The organism is Candidatus Rhodoblastus alkanivorans (assembly GCF_022760755.1).
Taxonomy (GTDB): domain Bacteria; phylum Pseudomonadota; class Alphaproteobacteria; order Rhizobiales; family Beijerinckiaceae; genus Rhodoblastus; species Rhodoblastus alkanivorans.
The window spans coordinates 1,652,124-1,668,047 of sequence record NZ_JAIVFP010000001.1 but is presented as its reverse complement, the minus strand read 5'-3'; the positions used below and the strand labels follow the sequence as shown (position 1 = coordinate 1,668,047).

General features: G+C 64.3%; 19 protein-coding genes. 9 read left to right on the top strand and 10 right to left on the bottom strand.

The annotated features are described in order from the left end of the window. The first annotated feature begins 63 nt into the window (after positions 1-63). From K2U94_RS07715 to K2U94_RS07705, 3 genes are all read left to right on the top strand, one after another. Positions 64-1,029, top strand: a complete 966-nt coding sequence (locus K2U94_RS07715; RefSeq protein ID WP_243066652.1) for a hypothetical protein — start codon at positions 64-66, stop codon at positions 1,027-1,029. Then, a complete protein-coding gene (locus tag K2U94_RS07710; RefSeq protein WP_243066651.1) occupies positions 1,026-1,994 on the top strand; it encodes an acetyltransferase domain-containing protein in 969 nt (322 codons plus the stop codon). The genes K2U94_RS07715 and K2U94_RS07710 overlap by 4 nt, the downstream gene beginning before the upstream one ends. A gap of 110 nt (positions 1,995-2,104) precedes the next feature. After that, complete coding sequence (locus K2U94_RS07705) at positions 2,105-2,371, top strand: con-10 family general stress protein (RefSeq protein WP_243066650.1); 267 nt, start codon at positions 2,105-2,107, stop codon at positions 2,369-2,371. Positions 2,372-2,431: 60 nt separating this feature from the next. Here K2U94_RS07705 and K2U94_RS07700 read toward each other — a convergent pair whose 3' ends face one another. The 3 genes from K2U94_RS07700 to petA are packed head-to-tail and all read right to left on the bottom strand — an operon-like array spanning position 2,432 to position 5,138. After that, a complete protein-coding gene (locus tag K2U94_RS07700) occupies positions 2,432-3,271 on the bottom strand; it encodes a cytochrome c1 (RefSeq protein ID WP_243066649.1) in 840 nt (279 codons plus the stop codon). A 26-nt stretch (positions 3,272-3,297) separates the two neighbouring features. After that, positions 3,298-4,554, bottom strand: a complete 1,257-nt coding sequence (locus tag K2U94_RS07695) for a cytochrome b (RefSeq protein ID WP_243066648.1) — start codon at positions 4,552-4,554, stop codon at positions 3,298-3,300. Between the two features lie 59 nt (positions 4,555-4,613). Beyond that, on the bottom strand, positions 4,614-5,138 hold the full coding sequence (petA, locus tag K2U94_RS07690) for a ubiquinol-cytochrome c reductase iron-sulfur subunit (protein WP_243066647.1): 525 nt from the start codon (positions 5,136-5,138) through the stop codon (positions 4,614-4,616). Positions 5,139-5,524: 386 nt separating this feature from the next. On the opposite strand from petA, the gene K2U94_RS07685 reads away from it, so the two are divergent. The 3 genes from K2U94_RS07685 (at position 5,525) to K2U94_RS07675 (ending at position 7,317) form a co-directional block, all read left to right on the top strand. Further along, positions 5,525-6,028: a tRNA (cytidine(34)-2'-O)-methyltransferase gene (locus K2U94_RS07685; RefSeq protein WP_243066646.1), complete on the top strand. Its 504-nt coding sequence runs from the start codon at positions 5,525-5,527 to the stop codon at positions 6,026-6,028. An 11-nt stretch (positions 6,029-6,039) separates the two neighbouring features. Beyond that, positions 6,040-6,921, top strand: coding sequence for an oxygen-dependent coproporphyrinogen oxidase (gene hemF, locus K2U94_RS07680; protein ID WP_243068830.1), 882 nt, complete (start codon positions 6,040-6,042; stop codon positions 6,919-6,921). 186 nt (positions 6,922-7,107) lie between these two features. Continuing rightward, positions 7,108-7,317, top strand: a complete 210-nt coding sequence (locus K2U94_RS07675; protein ID WP_243066645.1) for a YodC family protein — start codon at positions 7,108-7,110, stop codon at positions 7,315-7,317. Between the two features lie 36 nt (positions 7,318-7,353). Here the strand turns inward: K2U94_RS07675 and K2U94_RS07670 are convergent, their stop codons facing one another. The 6 genes from K2U94_RS07670 to K2U94_RS07645 form a co-directional block, all read right to left on the bottom strand. Beyond that, positions 7,354-8,424 (bottom strand): extensin-like domain-containing protein, encoded by a 1,071-nt coding sequence (locus K2U94_RS07670; protein ID WP_243066644.1) that lies wholly within the window; start codon positions 8,422-8,424, stop codon positions 7,354-7,356. Positions 8,425-8,577: 153 nt separating this feature from the next. Then, positions 8,578-9,051, bottom strand: a complete 474-nt coding sequence (locus K2U94_RS07665) for a DUF2852 domain-containing protein (protein WP_243066643.1) — start codon at positions 9,049-9,051, stop codon at positions 8,578-8,580. Between the two features lie 96 nt (positions 9,052-9,147). After that, positions 9,148-9,816 carry a TetR/AcrR family transcriptional regulator gene (locus tag K2U94_RS07660; protein ID WP_243066642.1) on the bottom strand — a complete coding sequence of 223 codons (669 nt, stop codon included), beginning with the start codon at positions 9,814-9,816 and terminating at the stop codon, positions 9,148-9,150. A 256-nt stretch (positions 9,817-10,072) separates the two neighbouring features. Then, entirely contained in the window at positions 10,073-10,315 is a 243-nt protein-coding gene (locus K2U94_RS07655) for a hypothetical protein (protein WP_243066641.1), read from the bottom strand. A 66-nt stretch (positions 10,316-10,381) separates the two neighbouring features. After that, on the bottom strand, positions 10,382-11,353 hold the full coding sequence (locus tag K2U94_RS07650) for a crotonase/enoyl-CoA hydratase family protein (RefSeq protein WP_243066640.1): 972 nt from the start codon (positions 11,351-11,353) through the stop codon (positions 10,382-10,384). Between the two features lie 178 nt (positions 11,354-11,531). Further along, positions 11,532-13,142, bottom strand: a complete 1,611-nt coding sequence (locus K2U94_RS07645; RefSeq protein ID WP_243066639.1) for a RecQ family ATP-dependent DNA helicase — start codon at positions 13,140-13,142, stop codon at positions 11,532-11,534. 182 nt (positions 13,143-13,324) lie between these two features. Here K2U94_RS07645 and K2U94_RS07640 point away from each other — a divergent pair, with 182 nt between their 5' ends. Both K2U94_RS07640 and K2U94_RS07635 read left to right on the top strand, forming a co-directional pair. Further along, positions 13,325-13,717 (top strand): c-type cytochrome, encoded by a 393-nt coding sequence (locus K2U94_RS07640; protein ID WP_243066638.1) that lies wholly within the window; start codon positions 13,325-13,327, stop codon positions 13,715-13,717. 109 nt (positions 13,718-13,826) lie between these two features. Further along, on the top strand, positions 13,827-14,327 hold the full coding sequence (locus tag K2U94_RS07635) for a GNAT family N-acetyltransferase (protein ID WP_243066637.1): 501 nt from the start codon (positions 13,827-13,829) through the stop codon (positions 14,325-14,327). Between the two features lie 149 nt (positions 14,328-14,476). Here the strand turns inward: K2U94_RS07635 and K2U94_RS07630 are convergent, their stop codons facing one another. Then, a complete protein-coding gene (locus K2U94_RS07630) occupies positions 14,477-15,007 on the bottom strand; it encodes a hypothetical protein (protein ID WP_243066636.1) in 531 nt (176 codons plus the stop codon). A gap of 150 nt (positions 15,008-15,157) precedes the next feature. On the opposite strand from K2U94_RS07630, the gene K2U94_RS07625 reads away from it, so the two are divergent. Then, the gene (locus K2U94_RS07625) at positions 15,158-15,871 is read left to right on the top strand and encodes a hypothetical protein (protein WP_243066635.1); all 714 of its coding nucleotides are present in this window, start codon (positions 15,158-15,160) and stop codon (positions 15,869-15,871) included. Positions 15,872-15,924 lie beyond the last annotated feature (53 nt).

Genomic DNA, 15,924 nt, shown 5'->3' with positions numbered 1-15,924 from the left:
CGCCTGAGCTTGCCATAGTCGCCCTCCGGGCTTAAAGGCGGAAAGGCTCACCGGAACGCCTTCATGCGCCTTTGTCGTCTCGCCCTCGCCGCCCTCCTTGTTCTCGCGCCGGCGCTTGTCGCGCCTGCCCGCGCCGAGGGCGCGAAAGATTTCGGAACCGAGCTGGCGGTGAAAGTCGTCAATAAATCGACGCCCGAACTTTGCGCCGAGCGCGACAATGTCGAGCTGGATTTCATCTCGCCGCAGGTGCGCCACATGACCGTGCAGGCGGTCCATCCCGCCTATATCGGGATGATCAAGACCGACCGCTGGGCGCCGGATTTTTCCGCCTGCAACATGCCGCATGGCGAGGGCGCGCTGCCGCGCAAGACCTTTTATGAATCGCCAACCCTGTGGCTGACCGGCCTGATCGATCCCAATTTCTGGCGCCCGACCAATATTCCGATCAGGGTCGGCGACCATGTCGAGTCCGGTTTCGCCTATATCCAGCTCTGGATGCTCTATCGCGAACGCGCCGAGGAGGTTCTGGTCCTCTATCCGGCGGACGGCAATTGGCGCATTCGCCCCCTGCCCTTCGGCGACATGCGCTGGACGGCCTATGGCTCGTCGTTCCAGATCGGGCCGCTGGAGGTGCAGGATTCGCCCGCGGGCCCCCGTCCGATCGTCGCGATCAAGGACATCGCTTTCAATCCCGCCACCAAGGCGTTCACCCTCGATTTCGTCCGCGGCGGCTCGGCCACCGTGACCCTCAAACTGGTCGATCAGGACCATATCGCGCTCGACGTGAGCTATTCCGGGGCCATGCCCGGCGATCTGCCCTTCGCCGCCCTGCGCTCGATGTACACGACCGAGACCAATTCCGACGTCGCCCGGGTCGCCTGGCGCGAAAAGGACGGCAAGGGCTGGAAGGAATCGCCGATCATGAGCTTCCCGGGCGCTTCCGTCACCGAGCTATGGGCGGGGCGTCATGCGCCCTCGCGCCATAATCTCTCGGCGCCGGACATGGTTTTCTCCCATTTCGCGCCGTGAGCGCCGCCCCGCGCCTCCTCTGGGTTGACATCGCGCGCGGCGTCGCGCTGTGGGCCATGTTCGCCTTCCACTTCACCTGGGATCTCGGCCATTTCGGCTGGATCGCCCCCGGCCTGCTCTATAGCGAAAGCTTCCACTGGCTGGGCCACGCCATCGCATCGAGCTTTCTGCTGCTGGTCGGGATCAGTCTGGTCCTCTCCCGAAAGGCGCGCGGGCCGCTGCTGCTCAGCCGCGCCTTCTGGCGCCGCTGGGCGACGATCACTGCGGGCGCGGCGGCGATCAGCGCGGCTTCCTTCTGGCTTTTCCCGCAATCGCCGATCTTTTTCGGCATTCTCCATCTGATCGCTTTATCGAGCCTGATCGCCGCGCCCCTGGTCGAGGCGCCGGCATGGATCGCGCTCTCCCTGGGCGTCCTGGCGCTGGCCGCGCCAACGCTGTTCGCCGGTCCATTCTTCGACGCCAAAATCTTCTGGTGGACCGGGCTTGGAACCTTCGAGCCGCCCAGCAACGACTACCAGCCGCTCCTGCCCTGGCTGGCCATGGTTCTGTTCGGTGTGGCGCTGGCCAAATTTCCTCTCCCAGCGGGCGGCGAGAGGGAGTCAGGGCGTGCGCTGCCCCGGGGGCTCGCCTTTTTCGGACGGCATTCCCTGACCTTTTATCTGGTCCATCAGCCGATTCTGTTCGGCTTCATGTCGCTTCTCGCTCTCTTTGTGGTTTCGCCGGGTCAGGAGCGGCTATTCGTCAGCCAATGCGCGGAGCAATGTATCCGCGAGGCCGACCAGCCGGACCTTTGCCACCAGACCTGCACTTGCGTGGTTTCGCGCGCCAAAGCCGCCGGCTTCTGGCCGCGCATGGTCCGCGACGCCTTGACGCCCGAGCAGAAGACGCGCGCCCATGACGACGTCGTCGCCTGTTTCAGCGGGCAGGCCATGTCGAAAGACGCGGGCCGTCCAGGCGGAAAATAACGATTTCGTGATCGCAATTCGGCCGACTCGGCGCGACCAAACGCAGCCTCGCGCGTTGGACGTTAACAATAAGGCTAAGCGCGCTCGGCGCGCGCCTGCGAGGTTATGCCATGGAAACGATCAAAAAGGCCCGGGGCTTCGCCTCGATGGATCCCGAAAAGCAGCGCGCGATCGCACGCAAGGGCGGCGAAAGCGTTCCGCGCGAAAAGCGCAGCTTTTCCCAGAACGCTGAACTGGCCGCGGAAGCCGGGCGCAAAGGCGGACGTAGCGTCAGCCCAGCCAACCGCAGCTTCGCCCGCGACAAGGATCTCGCCAAGACGGCGGGTCGCAAGGGCGGGCGTGCGGCTCACGCCAGCGCCGAAAACGAACATCGCTGAACGAAAAGAGGCCCCCGCAGGGGCCCCTTTGCCATTCCTTTCGCGCGAACGCCGCGCGGATCAGTGGGCGACGTCGGCCCAGATCTTCTTTTTGGTGAAATAGAGCAGTCCGGCGAACACCAGCAGGAAGATCATCACGCGGATGCCAACGCGCTTGCGCTGCTCCATGGTCGGTTCGGCCGCCCAGTACAGGAACGCCGCCACGTCCTTCGAATATTGATGGAGCGTCATCGGCGCGCCGTCGGTATATTGGACCTGGCCGTCGTTCAGCGGCTTGGGCATGGCGATCTTGTGACCCGGGAAATAAAGGTTCCAGTTCGGGTCGTCCGGATGAGTGTAGCCATTGAGAATGGCGTAGATCATATCCGGGCCAACTTCCTGATACATGCCGCCGGGAATCGGCAGCGCATCGAAGATGAACCACGGAAAGCCGCGCTCATATTTGATCGACTTCGCGAGCAGTGACATGTCCGGCGGCGCGGCGCCGAGCGAGGCCGCGGCCGCTTCCGGATTCGGGAAGGGCGACGGGAAATAATCCGCCGGGCGGCCGGGCCGGTCGAACATTTCGCCCTGCAGGTTCGGCCCGTCGTGGATCGTATAGGTCGCGGCGAGCGTTTTGACCTGCGCCTCGGTGAAGCCCGGGCCGCCCGGCTCCGCGAGCGTGCGCATCGGGATATGCAGCTCGTGGCAGTTCGAGCAGACTTCCTTGTAGATCTGGAAGCCGCGCTGCAACTGGGCCTGGTCGAAGGCGCCGAAGGGACCGGCGAAGCTCCACGACTGACGCTCAGGCTTCGGCGTTTCGGTCGATCCGCCTTCCTGGGCGCGCAGGCTCAGGGTGGTGAAGGCGACGCAACCGAGCAAGGCCGCCGCCGCGATTCCGAACTTTTTGGTAAAAGCCATTGTTTGAGTTCCTCGAAATCGGCCGGTCAGCCCTTGGTGTGGGGAGCGGAGGCGCCGCCGTGCTTGGCGAGGACCGCGTCGGCGATGGTGGCCGGCACCGGCTTGGTCTTCTCGAAAAGGCCAAGCAACGGCAGAACGATCAGGAAGAAGGCGAAATAGGCCACGGCCAGGATGCGCCCGGCGAGAACGTAGCCGCCTTCCGGAGGCATGGCGCCGATATAGCCCAGGCCCACCGCGCAAACCACGAAGACCCAGAAGAAGACCTTGTAGATCGGACGGTATTTGGCCGAACGCACCTTGGAGGTGTCGAGCCACGGCAGGAAGGCCAGCAACGCGATCGACGAGAACATGGCGATGACGCCCGCGAGCTTGTTCGGGATCGAGCGCAGGATCGCGTAGTACGGCAGGAAGTACCATTCCGGCACAATGTGCGGCGGGGTCTTCATCGGATTGGCGCGGATGTAATTGTCCGCGTCGCCGAGGTAGTTCGGGATGAAGAAGATGAACCAGCAATAAAGGAGCAGGAAGATCACGATGCCGAGCGAGTCCTTCATCGTCGCGTGCGGGGTGAACGGCACGGTGTCCTTGGCGACGTCCTTGATCTCGACGCCGTCGGGATTGTTCTGACCGACGACGTGCAGCGCCCAGACATGCAGGCCGACCACGGCGACGATGATGAAGGGCAGCAGGTAATGCAGCGCGAAGAAGCGGTTCAGGGTCGGGTCGCCGACCGAATAGCCGCCCCACAGCCAGACCGTGATCTGGTCGCCGACCAGCGGGATCGCCGAGAACAGGTTGGTGATGACGGTCGCGCCCCAGAAGGACATCTGGCCCCAGGGCAGCACATAGCCCATGAAGCCGGTCGCCATCATCAGCAGGAAGATGATCACGCCGAGGATCCACAAAACTTCGCGCGGCGCCTTGTAGGAGCCGTAATAGATGCCGCGGAACATGTGGATATAGACGGCGAAGAAGAACATCGACGCGCCGTTGGCGTGGGCGTAACGCAGCATCCAGCCCCAGTTCACGTCGCGCATGATCTTTTCGACCGATTCGAAGGCGAGGTCCGAATTCGGCACGTAATGCATGGCGAGCACCACGCCGGTGACGATCTGCGCGATCAGCATGAAGGAGAGGATCGCGCCGAAGGTCCACCAGTAATTGAGGTTCTTCGGGGTGGGATAGGCGACGAAGGAGCCGTGCATGAAGCTCAGGATTGGCAGGCGGGCTTCAAGCCACTTCACCAGGCCGTTCTTCGGCTCGAAAGTTGACAGTCCGTGCATTGGGAATCTCTTCGAAAAATGGCGGGAAAGGCGGATGTCCGGCGCGCGCCGGACCACGATCAGCCGATTTTGACCTTGGTGTCCGTCAGGAAGGAATATTGCGGAACCGCCAGATTGAGAGGCGCGGGGCCTTTGCGGATGCGGCCGGACGTGTCGTAGACGGAGCCATGGCAGGGGCAGAACCAGCCGCCATATTCGCCCTGGTGGCCGAGCGGGATGCAGCCGAGATGGGTGCAGACGCCGATGACGATCAACCATTCCGGCTTTTTGACGCGGGCGGAATCGGGCTGCGGATCGCGAAACGTCTTCCAATCGACGTCTTCCGCTTCCTTGATTTCTTTCGCGGTGCGGTGGCTGATGAATACCGGCTTGCCACGCCATTTGACGGTGACGATCTGGCCGACCGCGATCGAGCCGATGTCCACTTCGCTCGAGGCCATCGCCAGGGTCGAGGCGTCGGGGCTCATCTGGTTGATCAGCGGCCACACGACGGCGGCCGCGCCCACGGCGGCCATCGCGCCGGTGGCGATGAACAGAAAGTCTCTGCGTGTCGGTTCGACCGTCGTTGCGCTGGCCAAAGTCAATCCCCGTTCGTTGGCCGGCTTCGCGCCCGGGACGGACCCCTGTTCCGCCCGCGACGGGAAGCCGATGAATTTCGCGCGTCCTAGGTCTCGGTCTTCGGCGCGCGGCGATCATTCTCCGCCAAAATTCTCGATTCCGCCGGCCGTCGAAAGACCTGATGCGATGTTGAATTTGGGCGAGCCTGTTTGCGTAAGCGCCGTTATTTGGCGCCTTTCCGACCCATTGTCCATATCTTCGCCCAGATTGAAGGGCGCCCAATTCGGCCAGTCCGCCACGCCCAGGGCTTAGGCAAATCCCCCGATGCCCAATCATGCGGCGCGGCTCGATGGGCCGACGCCGATGAAAGAGACAATATTGGCCGTGCGCCCAGGTGGTGCTATCGAACGCCATGCCTTCGGCCGACGCCTCCCTTTGCCTCGCCCTCTATCAACCGGAAATCCCGCAAAACGCGGGAACCATGCTGCGCCTCTGCGCCTGTCTCGGGGTGGACGCCGCCCTGATCGAGCCGGCTGGATTCCCGGCCTCCGACAGACACTTCCGCCGCGCGGGTCTGGACTATCTCGACCATGTGCGCATCACGCGCCATGTGTCCTGGCGCGCCTTCGCGGAATGGCGTGCGACAAGTAGCCGCAGGCTCCTGCTGCTCTCGACGCAAGGGGCGACGCCCTATTCCGATTTCGTCTTCCGCGCGGACGACATTCTCATGGTCGGCCGCGAATCCGCGGGCGCGCCGGCCGAGGTCTTCGCGGCCGCCGACGCCACTTTGCGCATTCCGATGCGCCCGAAACTGCGTTCGCTGAATGTCGCGGTGGCGGCGGCCATGATTTTGGGCGAAGCTCTGCGCCAGACGGGGGGATTCGCTCAAAAAGGCGAACAAGGGGAGTTTTCGTGAAAGACACGATCATGGATGTGCGCAAGCGCGTGGCGGTCGAATGGTTCGACGCGCTGCAGTCGCGCATCATCGCCGCCTTCGAGGCGCTGGAGCAGCGCGACGACGCCGTTCTCGCCGAACCCGGCGCCGCGCCCGGCCGATTCGCGCTGACGCCCTGGGAGCGGACCAACCACGACGGCGCGCCCGGCGGCGGCGGCCAGATGGCTTTGCTCAAGGGCCGCCTGTTCGAAAAGGCCGGCGTCCATTGCTCCGCGGTCCATGGAACCTTCGCGCCCGAATTCGCCAAACAGATTCCCGGCGCGGAATCCGACCCGCGTTTCTGGGCGGGCGGCATTTCGCTGATCGTCCATCCCTGGAATCCGAATGTTCCGGCCGTCCATATGAACACAAGGATGGTGGCGACGACCCGCGCCTGGTTCGGCGGGGGAGCCGACCTGACCCCGGTTCTGGACGCCCGCCGCACCCAGGACGACCCCGATGCGATCGCCTTCCACACCGCCATGCGGGCGGCCTGCGAGGGCCATGAGGTCGCTGATTACGCCCGGTTCAAGGCCTGGTGCGACGATTACTTCTTCCTCAAGCACCGCAACGAGCCGCGCGGGATCGGCGGCATTTTCTACGATTACCTCGAAGCGGGCGGCGACGCCTTCGAGCCCGCCTTCGCCTTCACCCGCGCCGTGGGCGAGGCTTTTCTCGACATCTATCCGCGCCTCGTCGAGGCCAATATGGGCCGGGCCTGGACGAATGCGCAACGCGAGGAGCAACTCGTGCGGCGCGGCCGCTATGTCGAGTTCAACCTGCTCTACGATCGCGGCACGATTTTCGGCCTGCGCACCGGCGGCAATGTCGACTCCATATTGTCATCCATGCCGCCCATAGTGAAATGGCCCTGATGCGCATTCCGCATGATCCATGCGGAACGCCTATTCCGTTGGCGTGAAAATCCGCTCGCGATTTCAAGGATTTTCGCGCCATGGCGTTCCCGCGGATTGCCCAGCAATCTTGCGGAAACCGTATGAAAAGGGAAGATTCGGCCGGCGCCTGCGCCGAACGAACACGAGAGGCAAAAGAGGAAAGATATGGACTTCAAACCCGGCGAGGTCGTGCAATTGAAATCCGGCGGACGCAGCATGACCGTGGTGCGCCAGACCAAGGATCAGGTCGAACTCACCTGGTACGCCGACAGCGACGATGCGATCCGCACCGCGATCGTTCCGGCCGCCTGCCTGTCCCTGATCGAATTCGACGACGACGAAGAATTTGACGACGAAGACGAGGACGAGGACTGAATTGGCGCGATCGGCGGCGCCCGGCGTTCGTCGCCGCTAATGCAGGTCGAAATCGGACGGGCCCCCTTCGGGGACATAAACGCCGTCACGCCGGATCGCGCCATGGGATTCGCGGCGCGGCGGCGCCGGATATGGATATTGGGCGCTCAATTCGGCATGGAGCGTGACCGGGCGCAGGTCGCCGGGGCGGCGCGGCGGCGGCGGTGGCGGCGATTGCGCCAGAATGCGCTCCGTCTGCGCCAGAAGCGACGCGCGCCACCGGCGGCGGATCAGGTCCGGCGCCGCGCCTGAGACCGCCAGGCTTTCACCGCGCATCGCAAGCGCCGGCCGCTCGCGCGGCGCGCCAGCCTGAGCGACGTCGAGATCGTCGTCGAAATCCGGCGTCTCCGGCAGATTGTCCCTGGGCTGCGGCGCGATCGTGTTCTGCCGCGCCGGCCGGCAGATGTGGCGCGGCCCCGTCGAGCGCATGCCATGCATCGCCAGATCGACATGCATGTGATTGTAGTGGAACGGATTTGAACCGGGGCTGAGCACCGTCGTGAAGAGTTGGCAGGCGCCGCCGTGAAGATCGCGCAGGAAGGCCTGCGTCTGCTGGTCGCCGTGGGTCCAGTCGTGGACATAGGTGATCTTGCGTCCATCGGCGAGGCGGTAGCCGCCGATGTCGATGGCGTTGCCGAAGGAATGTTCCGAGAGCCGCGCGCCGAACTGGTGGTTCATGGAGCGGCAATTATAGGAGCCCATCGACTCGATCTCGACGACCTTTTGGCGGAAACGGGCCTCGGCCGCCGGCTGGACCACTTCGGCCAGCCATTGGTTGAGCTCCGCCACCATCGAGCAGTCCAGCGTCTGGGTCGAGTTGAACATCACCGCGCCGTCCTGCAGCGCGGTGACCTTGAGCGGCCGGGTCAGGCCGCAGATCGACGGGCCGTCGATCTCATGCGACGCTGGCCGGACATAGGCCGAAAAGGCGACGCGATGGTCGGCGAAACAGACATTCTCGGCCCGCGCGCGCCAGGCCGGGCGTTGGGCGCGCTCGAATTTCGAGCATCCGGCGAGGCCGCCGAGCCCGATGACGAACAAGAGGAAAGTAAGACCGCGACGCGCCATAGCGCGATTCCTGCGGCCTGGGCGTTAATCTCCCCTGAAGCAGGATGGTTAATATGTAAAATTCGCGCGACCGTGGCAAGAAAACGGCAACCCCGACCGGGCGTCGCGAGACGCCCGTCTCACGATGGGCTTATAGGGGCCGCCGCCGAGCGATCAGGAATCCTTGTGTTCCGGCGGGCTGTTTGGCGCGCCCTGCGAAGCGCGGCTCGCCATGAAACGCTCGAATTCCTCGCGGTCGCGGGCGCGGCGCAGGCCTTCGAGATAGTCGTAAAAGGCTTTTTCCGCCTCGTGGATCTTGCGGCGCTCTTCCTCCAGGCGCTCCAGTTCGGCCTTGCGCCATTCATCGAAGGCGGCGTTGCCGCTCGACGCGCCCCAGCCGCCGGCGAAATCGCGCGCCATTCCGCCAAGCCCGGCGCGCCTTTCGAATTCGCCCCATTTTTCCTGGGCGAACTGGCCGAAATCGCCCGCATAGCGAGTCTTGCTCTGGTAGATTTTCCAGCCCAGCAGGGCGAGCCCGACCGGCCAGAAGAAGATGAAGCCAAGGATGATCGCCGCGATTTCGATCGGCTTCCAGCGCATGCAGCCGCGATGACCACGATGCGCACCAGCATGTTGTGAGCAGTTCATCGAACACTCCCTTCACCGCCGTCGATCGAGACCGCGATGTGAATGTAATATACATTTACATCTGAGCCATTCACAGGGGGCGGAGAAAAATTTGTTTCAGCCTCGCGGAGGCAGGATCGACGATACGCCCAGCGCCTTGCGCACGGCGGCTTCGACCAGCGCGGCGACCGAATCCTCCAGCAGCGCGAGCGCCTGATCGGGCGTTTCGCCGAAATGTCCGGCGAACATGAGGTCGGCGATTCCATGAGTCGTCGCCCAGATTTCGAGCGCCAGCACGCGGGCGCCGTGCTCGGGGGCGTGAAACTGGCGCAGCACCGCCACGGTCGTGCGCAGCAGGTCGTCGAAAGCCCTTTGCCCGGCCCTGTCGCCGCCCTGGCGCGCCAGTGCGCCGGCGTCGCCGAACATCGCCTTGTAAAGGCCCGGCTCGGCCTTGGCGAAGGCGAGATAGGCCGCGCCGCGCCGGCGCAGGGCGGAAACGGCGTCCGGCCTGCCGCCGTCCCAGGCGCGCCCCAATTGTTCGTTGAAATGTTCGAAACCCTGCTGCGCCAATTCGGCGATCAGGGCGTTGCGATCGGCGAAATGGCGATAGGGCGCGGCGCCGGTGACGCCGACCCTTTTGGCGGCCTCGGCGAGGGTGAAGCCGGCCGGACCGCGTTCGGAAATCAGCGCCCGCGCCGCCGCGAGCAGCGCCTGGCGCAGCTTGCCATGGTGATAGCCCCGCCCCTTTTCGGCACGCCGTCCGCAAAAGCCGCCCTCGGCGCCCATGCCCTCACCCTGCCCTTCGATCCCGCGCGACTCGATGCTCCGTCATTAAGCGCGGAGCGGCCTCCCGTTTCAACGTCTGACCCGAGCAAAACCGGCGCCCGCGAAAAATGCGAAAAAAACAGGCGGATGCTCAGAGTTGAGGCCGCAATGCCCGTCATTTGGAATTGTTCGGATATGTCGGAAAATATACAATACATTAAACTTTGGTTGGAGAAGTTGGAAAAATAGCAACCTGTGGCGTCTTGCGCGACTCATCTCATCCAAGCTCGTTGGAGGTTTCAATAATGACGAACGCGATCATGGTTGAAATTTTTTCGATTTGCGCCGCTTTCGCCTTCGTGACAGCCGTTCTCGCGGTGGTCTGGTAAATCATGCATTCCGGCCGCGTCGCCTGGGGCGCGACGCCGGACTCTTGTCGCCAAGGCCCGGACGCATTCAGGCGGGGCAGCCTCCTTCCACCTCGGCTTGAGTTCAAGGCGAAGCCGGGCGGCGGCGACAAGAAGAGAGCCTTCCGCGATCTGGTCAATCGCGGAAGGCTTTTCGTTTCACCGCGACAATTCCGCGTTTATTTCACGAATCTCTGACTCGCCGTCTGCTGGAACAGCCGGTCCTGCGCCAAGGTCAGCATTTCCATCTTGCGCAGGTTTACGGGTGTGAGATTCATCACCGACTCCACCCAGACGTCGGTCACGTCCCGCAGCTCCTGCAATGTGAGCGGCGCAATGCGGCGGCGCACCTTGCCGACCGCCCCGAGCAGGGAATGGCGCCGTGAATTCTCGGCGATGAAGGCGCGCGCGCGCTCCTTGCCCTCGCCCTTTTCGACCAGGACGTCGATCAGGCCCATCTGATGGAAATCCTCGGACTTTAACATCCGCCCGCCCATAATGAGCTTTTCGGCGCGCGCCGCATCCAGCCGCCGCGACAGCAGGCTGTAGGCGCCCATGCCGGGGAAGGTGTGGAACATAGCCTCCGGGAAGCCGAGATTGATCCCGCGCTCGGCGATCACATATTGGCAACTCAGCGCCGCCTCCAGGCCACCGCCCAAGGCGTCGCCCTCCAGCAACGCGATCGTCACCACCGGCGAATCGAAGCCGTTGTAATTATTGTAGACGGCGTCGACGCAGGCATAGGCGTATGCGCGCAGCCCCTCGGCGTCGCGCGCGCGCACGCGGTCGAGGAAAAAGGACAGGTCGCCACCCATGTTGAATACGCCCGGACGCAGCGAGGCCCCGACGAAGAATTGGATCGGCGGGTCGTCGAAATTCGCACCGGCATGGAGCGCGCGAATGTCGGCATAAAGCGCGTTGAGTTCGCTCAGCAGAGGCCGGGTCCAGCTCACGCTGTTCTCGTGCCGCATCGAACACCAGACGGCCCTGGCCGAGGGATCGAAGCGCACATCCAGCGTCTGGCGCGGCTTGGCCAGAAAATCCAGCGGCAGCGCCTTGCCTTGCCGCGAGCCCGCATCCGGGCCGCGCGCGATGTGGCTCGGCACGGGATGGGCGTTCGGCAGCGACGAAAGATTTATATATTGCGTCATTGTTGGAACATTCCGATAGGCGTCGCGCCCGCGAGCGACAACACGCATGGAAATCCTAACAAAGGTTAACGCGCCGAAATGTTATGTTGGAAGCTATGCGGACCGAATAGTGAAAATTTCGTGGCCTTCCGAAGGCAACGCGAATCAGCGTGAAATACAACTTGCAGCGTGTGCAAGCTTAGACATTGTCGATAACTGCGCTTTCAACAAGAGAAATGCCGTATCGCGCCAAAAATCCGCTTGCATCGCCGTAAGCAGCGACCAACTCGGGAAGGCTCGCTGGCGGCGAATCGACCATGCGAATCAACGCTTCGTCGCCGATGATCCGGACGGGCGCGAGCCGGGCCTTGCGCGCGATGGCCAGACGCGCCGCGCGCAGACGTTCGAGTCGCCGCGACTGCTCGACGGTGAGAATCTTGCGCCCGCGCGTCCAGTCCTCCCCTGCCGGCTCGGGGGCCGGCGCGGGCGTTTCCACCGCCGTCGCCGGCCCCGGGAAAAGGGCCGCAAATCCGCTGGTCAGGCCATGGCGCGCCAGGCTCCACGCCTCCCGCGGCGCGGCGCGGAAAAATCGCGCCGCGCGCCGCGCCGCCGACCCGCCGCGATGGCAATTGTCGCAGCGCCCGCAAGGCGGCGCCGCCTCGCCCAGCGCCCGGAGCAAGGCCTGTTCGCGGCAGGTCTCGCCCAGGAAATAATCCGGCAGCGCGCGCGCCCGCTCGGCCGCCGCGGGATCGAGCCGCGCCAGATCGAAGCGCGCGGCGCGCAACTGCGCCATGGCGCGGGGCGAATAGAGCGCCACCGCCTCCGCCGGCAGGCCGTCGCGGCCCGCGCGGCCGCTTTCCTGATAGAGCGTTTCAAGATCCTCCGGCGCATCGTAATGGATAACGAAGCGCACGTCGGGCTTGTCCACGCCGAGGCCGAAGGCGATGGTCGCCACGATCGTCAGGTCGGAGCGCTCGAGAAATTCGTCCTGGCGCGCCGCGCGTAGTTCCGCCGGCAGGCCGGCGTGATAGGACGCCGCCGCCAGCCCCGCGCCCATCAGCGCCACGGCGACGCGATCCGCCGCCTCGCGCGTCCGGCAATAGACGATTCCGCTGCGGCCGCGCCGGGCCCTGACCAGATTCACGATCTGGCCGAGGCGGTCGCGGTCGCGGACGAGCGCCGCGAGGGCGATCGCCGGCCGGCGGAACGAGCCGACGAAAAGCCGCGGCGGCCGGACGAACAGGTTTTCGACAATGTCCTCCCGGGCGCGCGGCGACGCCGTGGCCGTGGTCGCGATGATCTGGGGGCGGCCGAGCAAATCGGCGGTCGCCGCGATTCGGCGATAGTCGGGGCGGAAATCGTGGCCCCATTGCGAAACGCAATGGGCCTCGTCCACCGCGAGCGCGCGCACATCCGCCGCGCGCAGCAGGGCGAGCGCGCCGGAATCCACGAGGCGCTCGGGCGAGACGTAAAGCAGCCGCAGCCGCCGCGATTCGAGGCCGTCGCAAATCCGGCGATATTCCTGCGGCGCAAGCTCGGCATAGAGGGCGGCGGCGGGGAGCCCGAGCGCCGCGAGCTTCCCGGCCTGGTCACGCATCAGCGCGACCAGCGGCGAGACCACCACTGTCAGACCCGGGCGGACAAGCGCAGGTAGTTGATAGACCAGCGATTTTCCTGCGCCGGTCGGCGCAAGGACGAAAATGTCCTCGCCGTCGAGCGCGGCTTCAATCGCGGGAGCCTGCCCCGGCAGGAAATCGGCGAAGCCGAACCGGGCCTGCAGGAACGCGCGGGCGGCGTCGAGATCAGCCATGGTCGCGCCGCACTGCGACAATTGGAGGCGCCAAAGTCGATGGCGCGAGAATAGCGGAAGCGATTGTCATTGGCATTTCTACGGCCTAGATTCCGGCGCGCAGGATATTCTCCGGCCCCGCGCCGGGGAAGTCCGCTCACGTTGGGGTTTGAGAAACCATTCCTCCAGGAAGGAAACGTCAAATGAAGCTCATCCATGCGCTGCCGGCGGCTGCCGCTCTTGCTTTCATCTCTTCCTCCGCGCTTGCCGCGGGCGATCCCGCCGCGGGCGCCAAGGTGTTCATGAAGTGCCGAGCCTGCCACCAGATCGGCCCGGGCGCCAAGAACGGCGTCGGCCCCGATATGAACGGCCTCGACGGCCGCAAGGTCGGCACGGCGGCCGGCTATAGCTATTCCGAGGCGATGAAGAACGCCGGCTTCACCTGGGACCAGAAGAATTTCGAGGAATATATCACCTCCCCCAAGGCCAAGGTCCCCGGCAACAAGATGCCTTTCGCCGGCCTGCCGAACGCGACCGACCGCGAAAACGTCTGGGCCTATATCTCCGAGTTCAAGGCCGACGGCTCCAAGAAATAAGCCTTCGCCGCGACGGTTTGCCACGCCGGCCGCCCTGCGGCCGGCGTTTTCGTTTCAAGCGGCGATCAAGTCATTTGCGGATGGAGCCTTTTGCGACTAAACCGCCGCCATGCCCGACCTGTCCCTCAATTATTCCAACGCCACGCCCGCCGACCGCCCCGCGATCCTGAAACTGGAGGAGCGCGCGTTCGGCCCCGGCCGCTTCGCCAAAACCGCCTATCGCCTGCGAGAGGGCGTCGAGCCCGACTGGAGCCTGTCCTTTCTCGCGCGAATCGGCGGCATGCTGGTCGGCGCCAACACCATGACCCGCATCCTCATCGGCGGCGCCCCGGCCCTGCTGCTTGGACCGCTCACGGTTGAGGAGCCTTTCCGCGCCAAGGGGCTCGGCGAGGCCCTGGCGCAAAAGTCGCTTTCCGCGGCGCGCGACGCCGGACATAGCCTCGTCATTCTGGTCGGAGACCCGCCGCTTTACGAGCGCCTGGGTTTCGTCCGCGCGCCCTTCGGCCATTTCGCCTTTCCGGGCCCGGTCGATCCCGGCCGCATCCTCTTCTGCGAGCTTCAGCCGGGAGCGCTGCAAAGTCATAAAGGCGCGGTGCGCCCGGCGGTTTAGACAATCTTCTTATGAATTGCGCCCGTCGGCGCCGCACGGATTTCGCCTCCGGCGGCGGAAAGACGCGCCGCGATCCGGCGCCAGTGAAAACAGAATGTGACAACCATATAACATTGCCGTAAATTCGCCGTGGTAGAATGAAAAGCTTCCTATCGCGCAGGGAGCGAAAAGCTTTGGTTTTTGCCGAAATCGCGGAAACGCGCAAGCCGGACAAAGATATGTGCGCACCAGGCGGGGCCTTGCCGGCGGAGTCTCCGTCTTCGATAAAACGGATAGGCCCGACGCCGAACCGCGTGTGTGTCTTGATCCTCGGCATGCACCGTTCCGGCACGAGCGCTCTCGCACGCGTGATCAGCCTTTTTGGCGCAGAACTTCCGGCGCATGTGCTGGGGCCCGGCCTCGGCAATGAGACCGGCCATTGGGAGCCCGAACGACTCGTCGCGCTTCACGATGAAATGCTTGCCTATCTCGGGAGCAGTTGGGACGATTGGCGCGCGCTCGACCTCGCCGACACGGCGTTCATGCCCGGCGGCCGATATTGGAGCGAGGTTTCGAGCATCATCAAGGACGAATATGGAGATGCGCCGCTCATCGTCGTGAAAGAGCCTCGCATATGCCGGTTCACGCCGTTTTACGCCAATTTGATGCGAGCCAACGGCTATGAGGTCAAGTTCGTTCACACATTTCGCAATCCTCTCGCCGTCGCGGCTTCGCTGCAGCAGCGCAACGGCTTTCCGCCGTGGTTTTCGCATCTCATTTGGCTCCGCCATGCTCTCGACGCGGAGGCGGCGACGCGCGGAGCCTGCCGTATCTTCTCCTCATATGAGGAATTGATCGAAGAACCGCGCCTGACCGCCGAAAGGATTGCGGCGAGCCTGGCCATCGACGCGGGGAACAATGCTTCCGTCGAGGCGGACATCGATTGTTTCGTCGACGAGGCGCACCGGCATCATCAAAGCGATCTGGATGCGCTTTTGACCGATCCTGGCGTTTCGAGCTGGCTGAAGGGCGCCTACCGGTCTTTGGTGGCGCTTCAACGCAATCCGAACGATCCATCGGCGCTGACGAAACTTGATGGCATTCGCGAGGCGTTCAACACCGCCGCCATCCACGTCGGCGCTCCACTCCTTGCCGAGAAGGAAAGGCGCGTGGGGGAGCTTGCCGCCGCGCTCGCCGATCGCGACGAACGCATGGCCGGACTCGAACCTGCGCTCGCCGATCGCGACGAACGCGTGGCCGGGCTAGAGGACGCGCTGACTGATCGCGACCGAGGTCTGGCGGCGTCGAAGAAAGCCATTGCCCGCCGCGACGCTCTGATTGCTCGTTTGGAAAAAGCGCTTGCCGAGAGAAACAAGTTCGCGAGCGGACTCGCCCAACAACTCGCTGCGGTCCGAGCAAATCCAATCCGGGCTCAATACGACCTTTTCGTCTACCGCATTTTCATGGTTCTTTTGCGCTTCCGGTTCTGGATGACCCCGCGTTTTGCCGAGAAATGCACCAACAGCGCCAACAAAAGAAATCCGCTGCGATCCATCGGCGGCTAAGTTACCCGGGCGGGCGCCTTTCGGCGAAACCTGAGCGGGGGGCCGGGGAATTT

Bases quoted from the DNA above. Each gene is read 5' to 3' on its own strand.
- K2U94_RS07705 (WP_243066650.1), top strand. From the start codon at position 2,105: ATGGAAACGATCAAAAAGGCCCGGGGCTTCGCCTCGATGGATCCCGAA.
- K2U94_RS07715 (WP_243066652.1), top strand. From the start codon at position 64: ATGCGCCTTTGTCGTCTCGCCCTCGCCGCCCTCCTTGTTCTCGCGCCG.
- K2U94_RS07635 (WP_243066637.1), top strand. From the start codon at position 13,827: ATGCCCGACCTGTCCCTCAATTATTCCAACGCCACGCCCGCCGACCGC.
- K2U94_RS07675 (WP_243066645.1), top strand. From the start codon at position 7,108: ATGGACTTCAAACCCGGCGAGGTCGTGCAATTGAAATCCGGCGGACGC.
- K2U94_RS07660 (WP_243066642.1), bottom strand. From the start codon at position 9,816: ATGGGCGCCGAGGGCGGCTTTTGCGGACGGCGTGCCGAAAAGGGGCGG.
- K2U94_RS07695 (WP_243066648.1), bottom strand. From the start codon at position 4,554: ATGCACGGACTGTCAACTTTCGAGCCGAAGAACGGCCTGGTGAAGTGG.
- K2U94_RS07700 (WP_243066649.1), bottom strand. From the start codon at position 3,271: ATGGCTTTTACCAAAAAGTTCGGAATCGCGGCGGCGGCCTTGCTCGGT.
- K2U94_RS07665 (WP_243066643.1), bottom strand. From the start codon at position 9,051: ATGAACTGCTCACAACATGCTGGTGCGCATCGTGGTCATCGCGGCTGC.
- K2U94_RS07645 (WP_243066639.1), bottom strand. From the start codon at position 13,142: ATGGCTGATCTCGACGCCGCCCGCGCGTTCCTGCAGGCCCGGTTCGGC.
- K2U94_RS07640 (WP_243066638.1), top strand. From the start codon at position 13,325: ATGAAGCTCATCCATGCGCTGCCGGCGGCTGCCGCTCTTGCTTTCATC.
- K2U94_RS07670 (WP_243066644.1), bottom strand. From the start codon at position 8,424: ATGGCGCGTCGCGGTCTTACTTTCCTCTTGTTCGTCATCGGGCTCGGC.
- hemF (WP_243068830.1), top strand. From the start codon at position 6,040: ATGGATGTGCGCAAGCGCGTGGCGGTCGAATGGTTCGACGCGCTGCAG.
- K2U94_RS07685 (WP_243066646.1), top strand. From the start codon at position 5,525: ATGCCTTCGGCCGACGCCTCCCTTTGCCTCGCCCTCTATCAACCGGAA.
- K2U94_RS07650 (WP_243066640.1), bottom strand. From the start codon at position 11,353: ATGACGCAATATATAAATCTTTCGTCGCTGCCGAACGCCCATCCCGTG.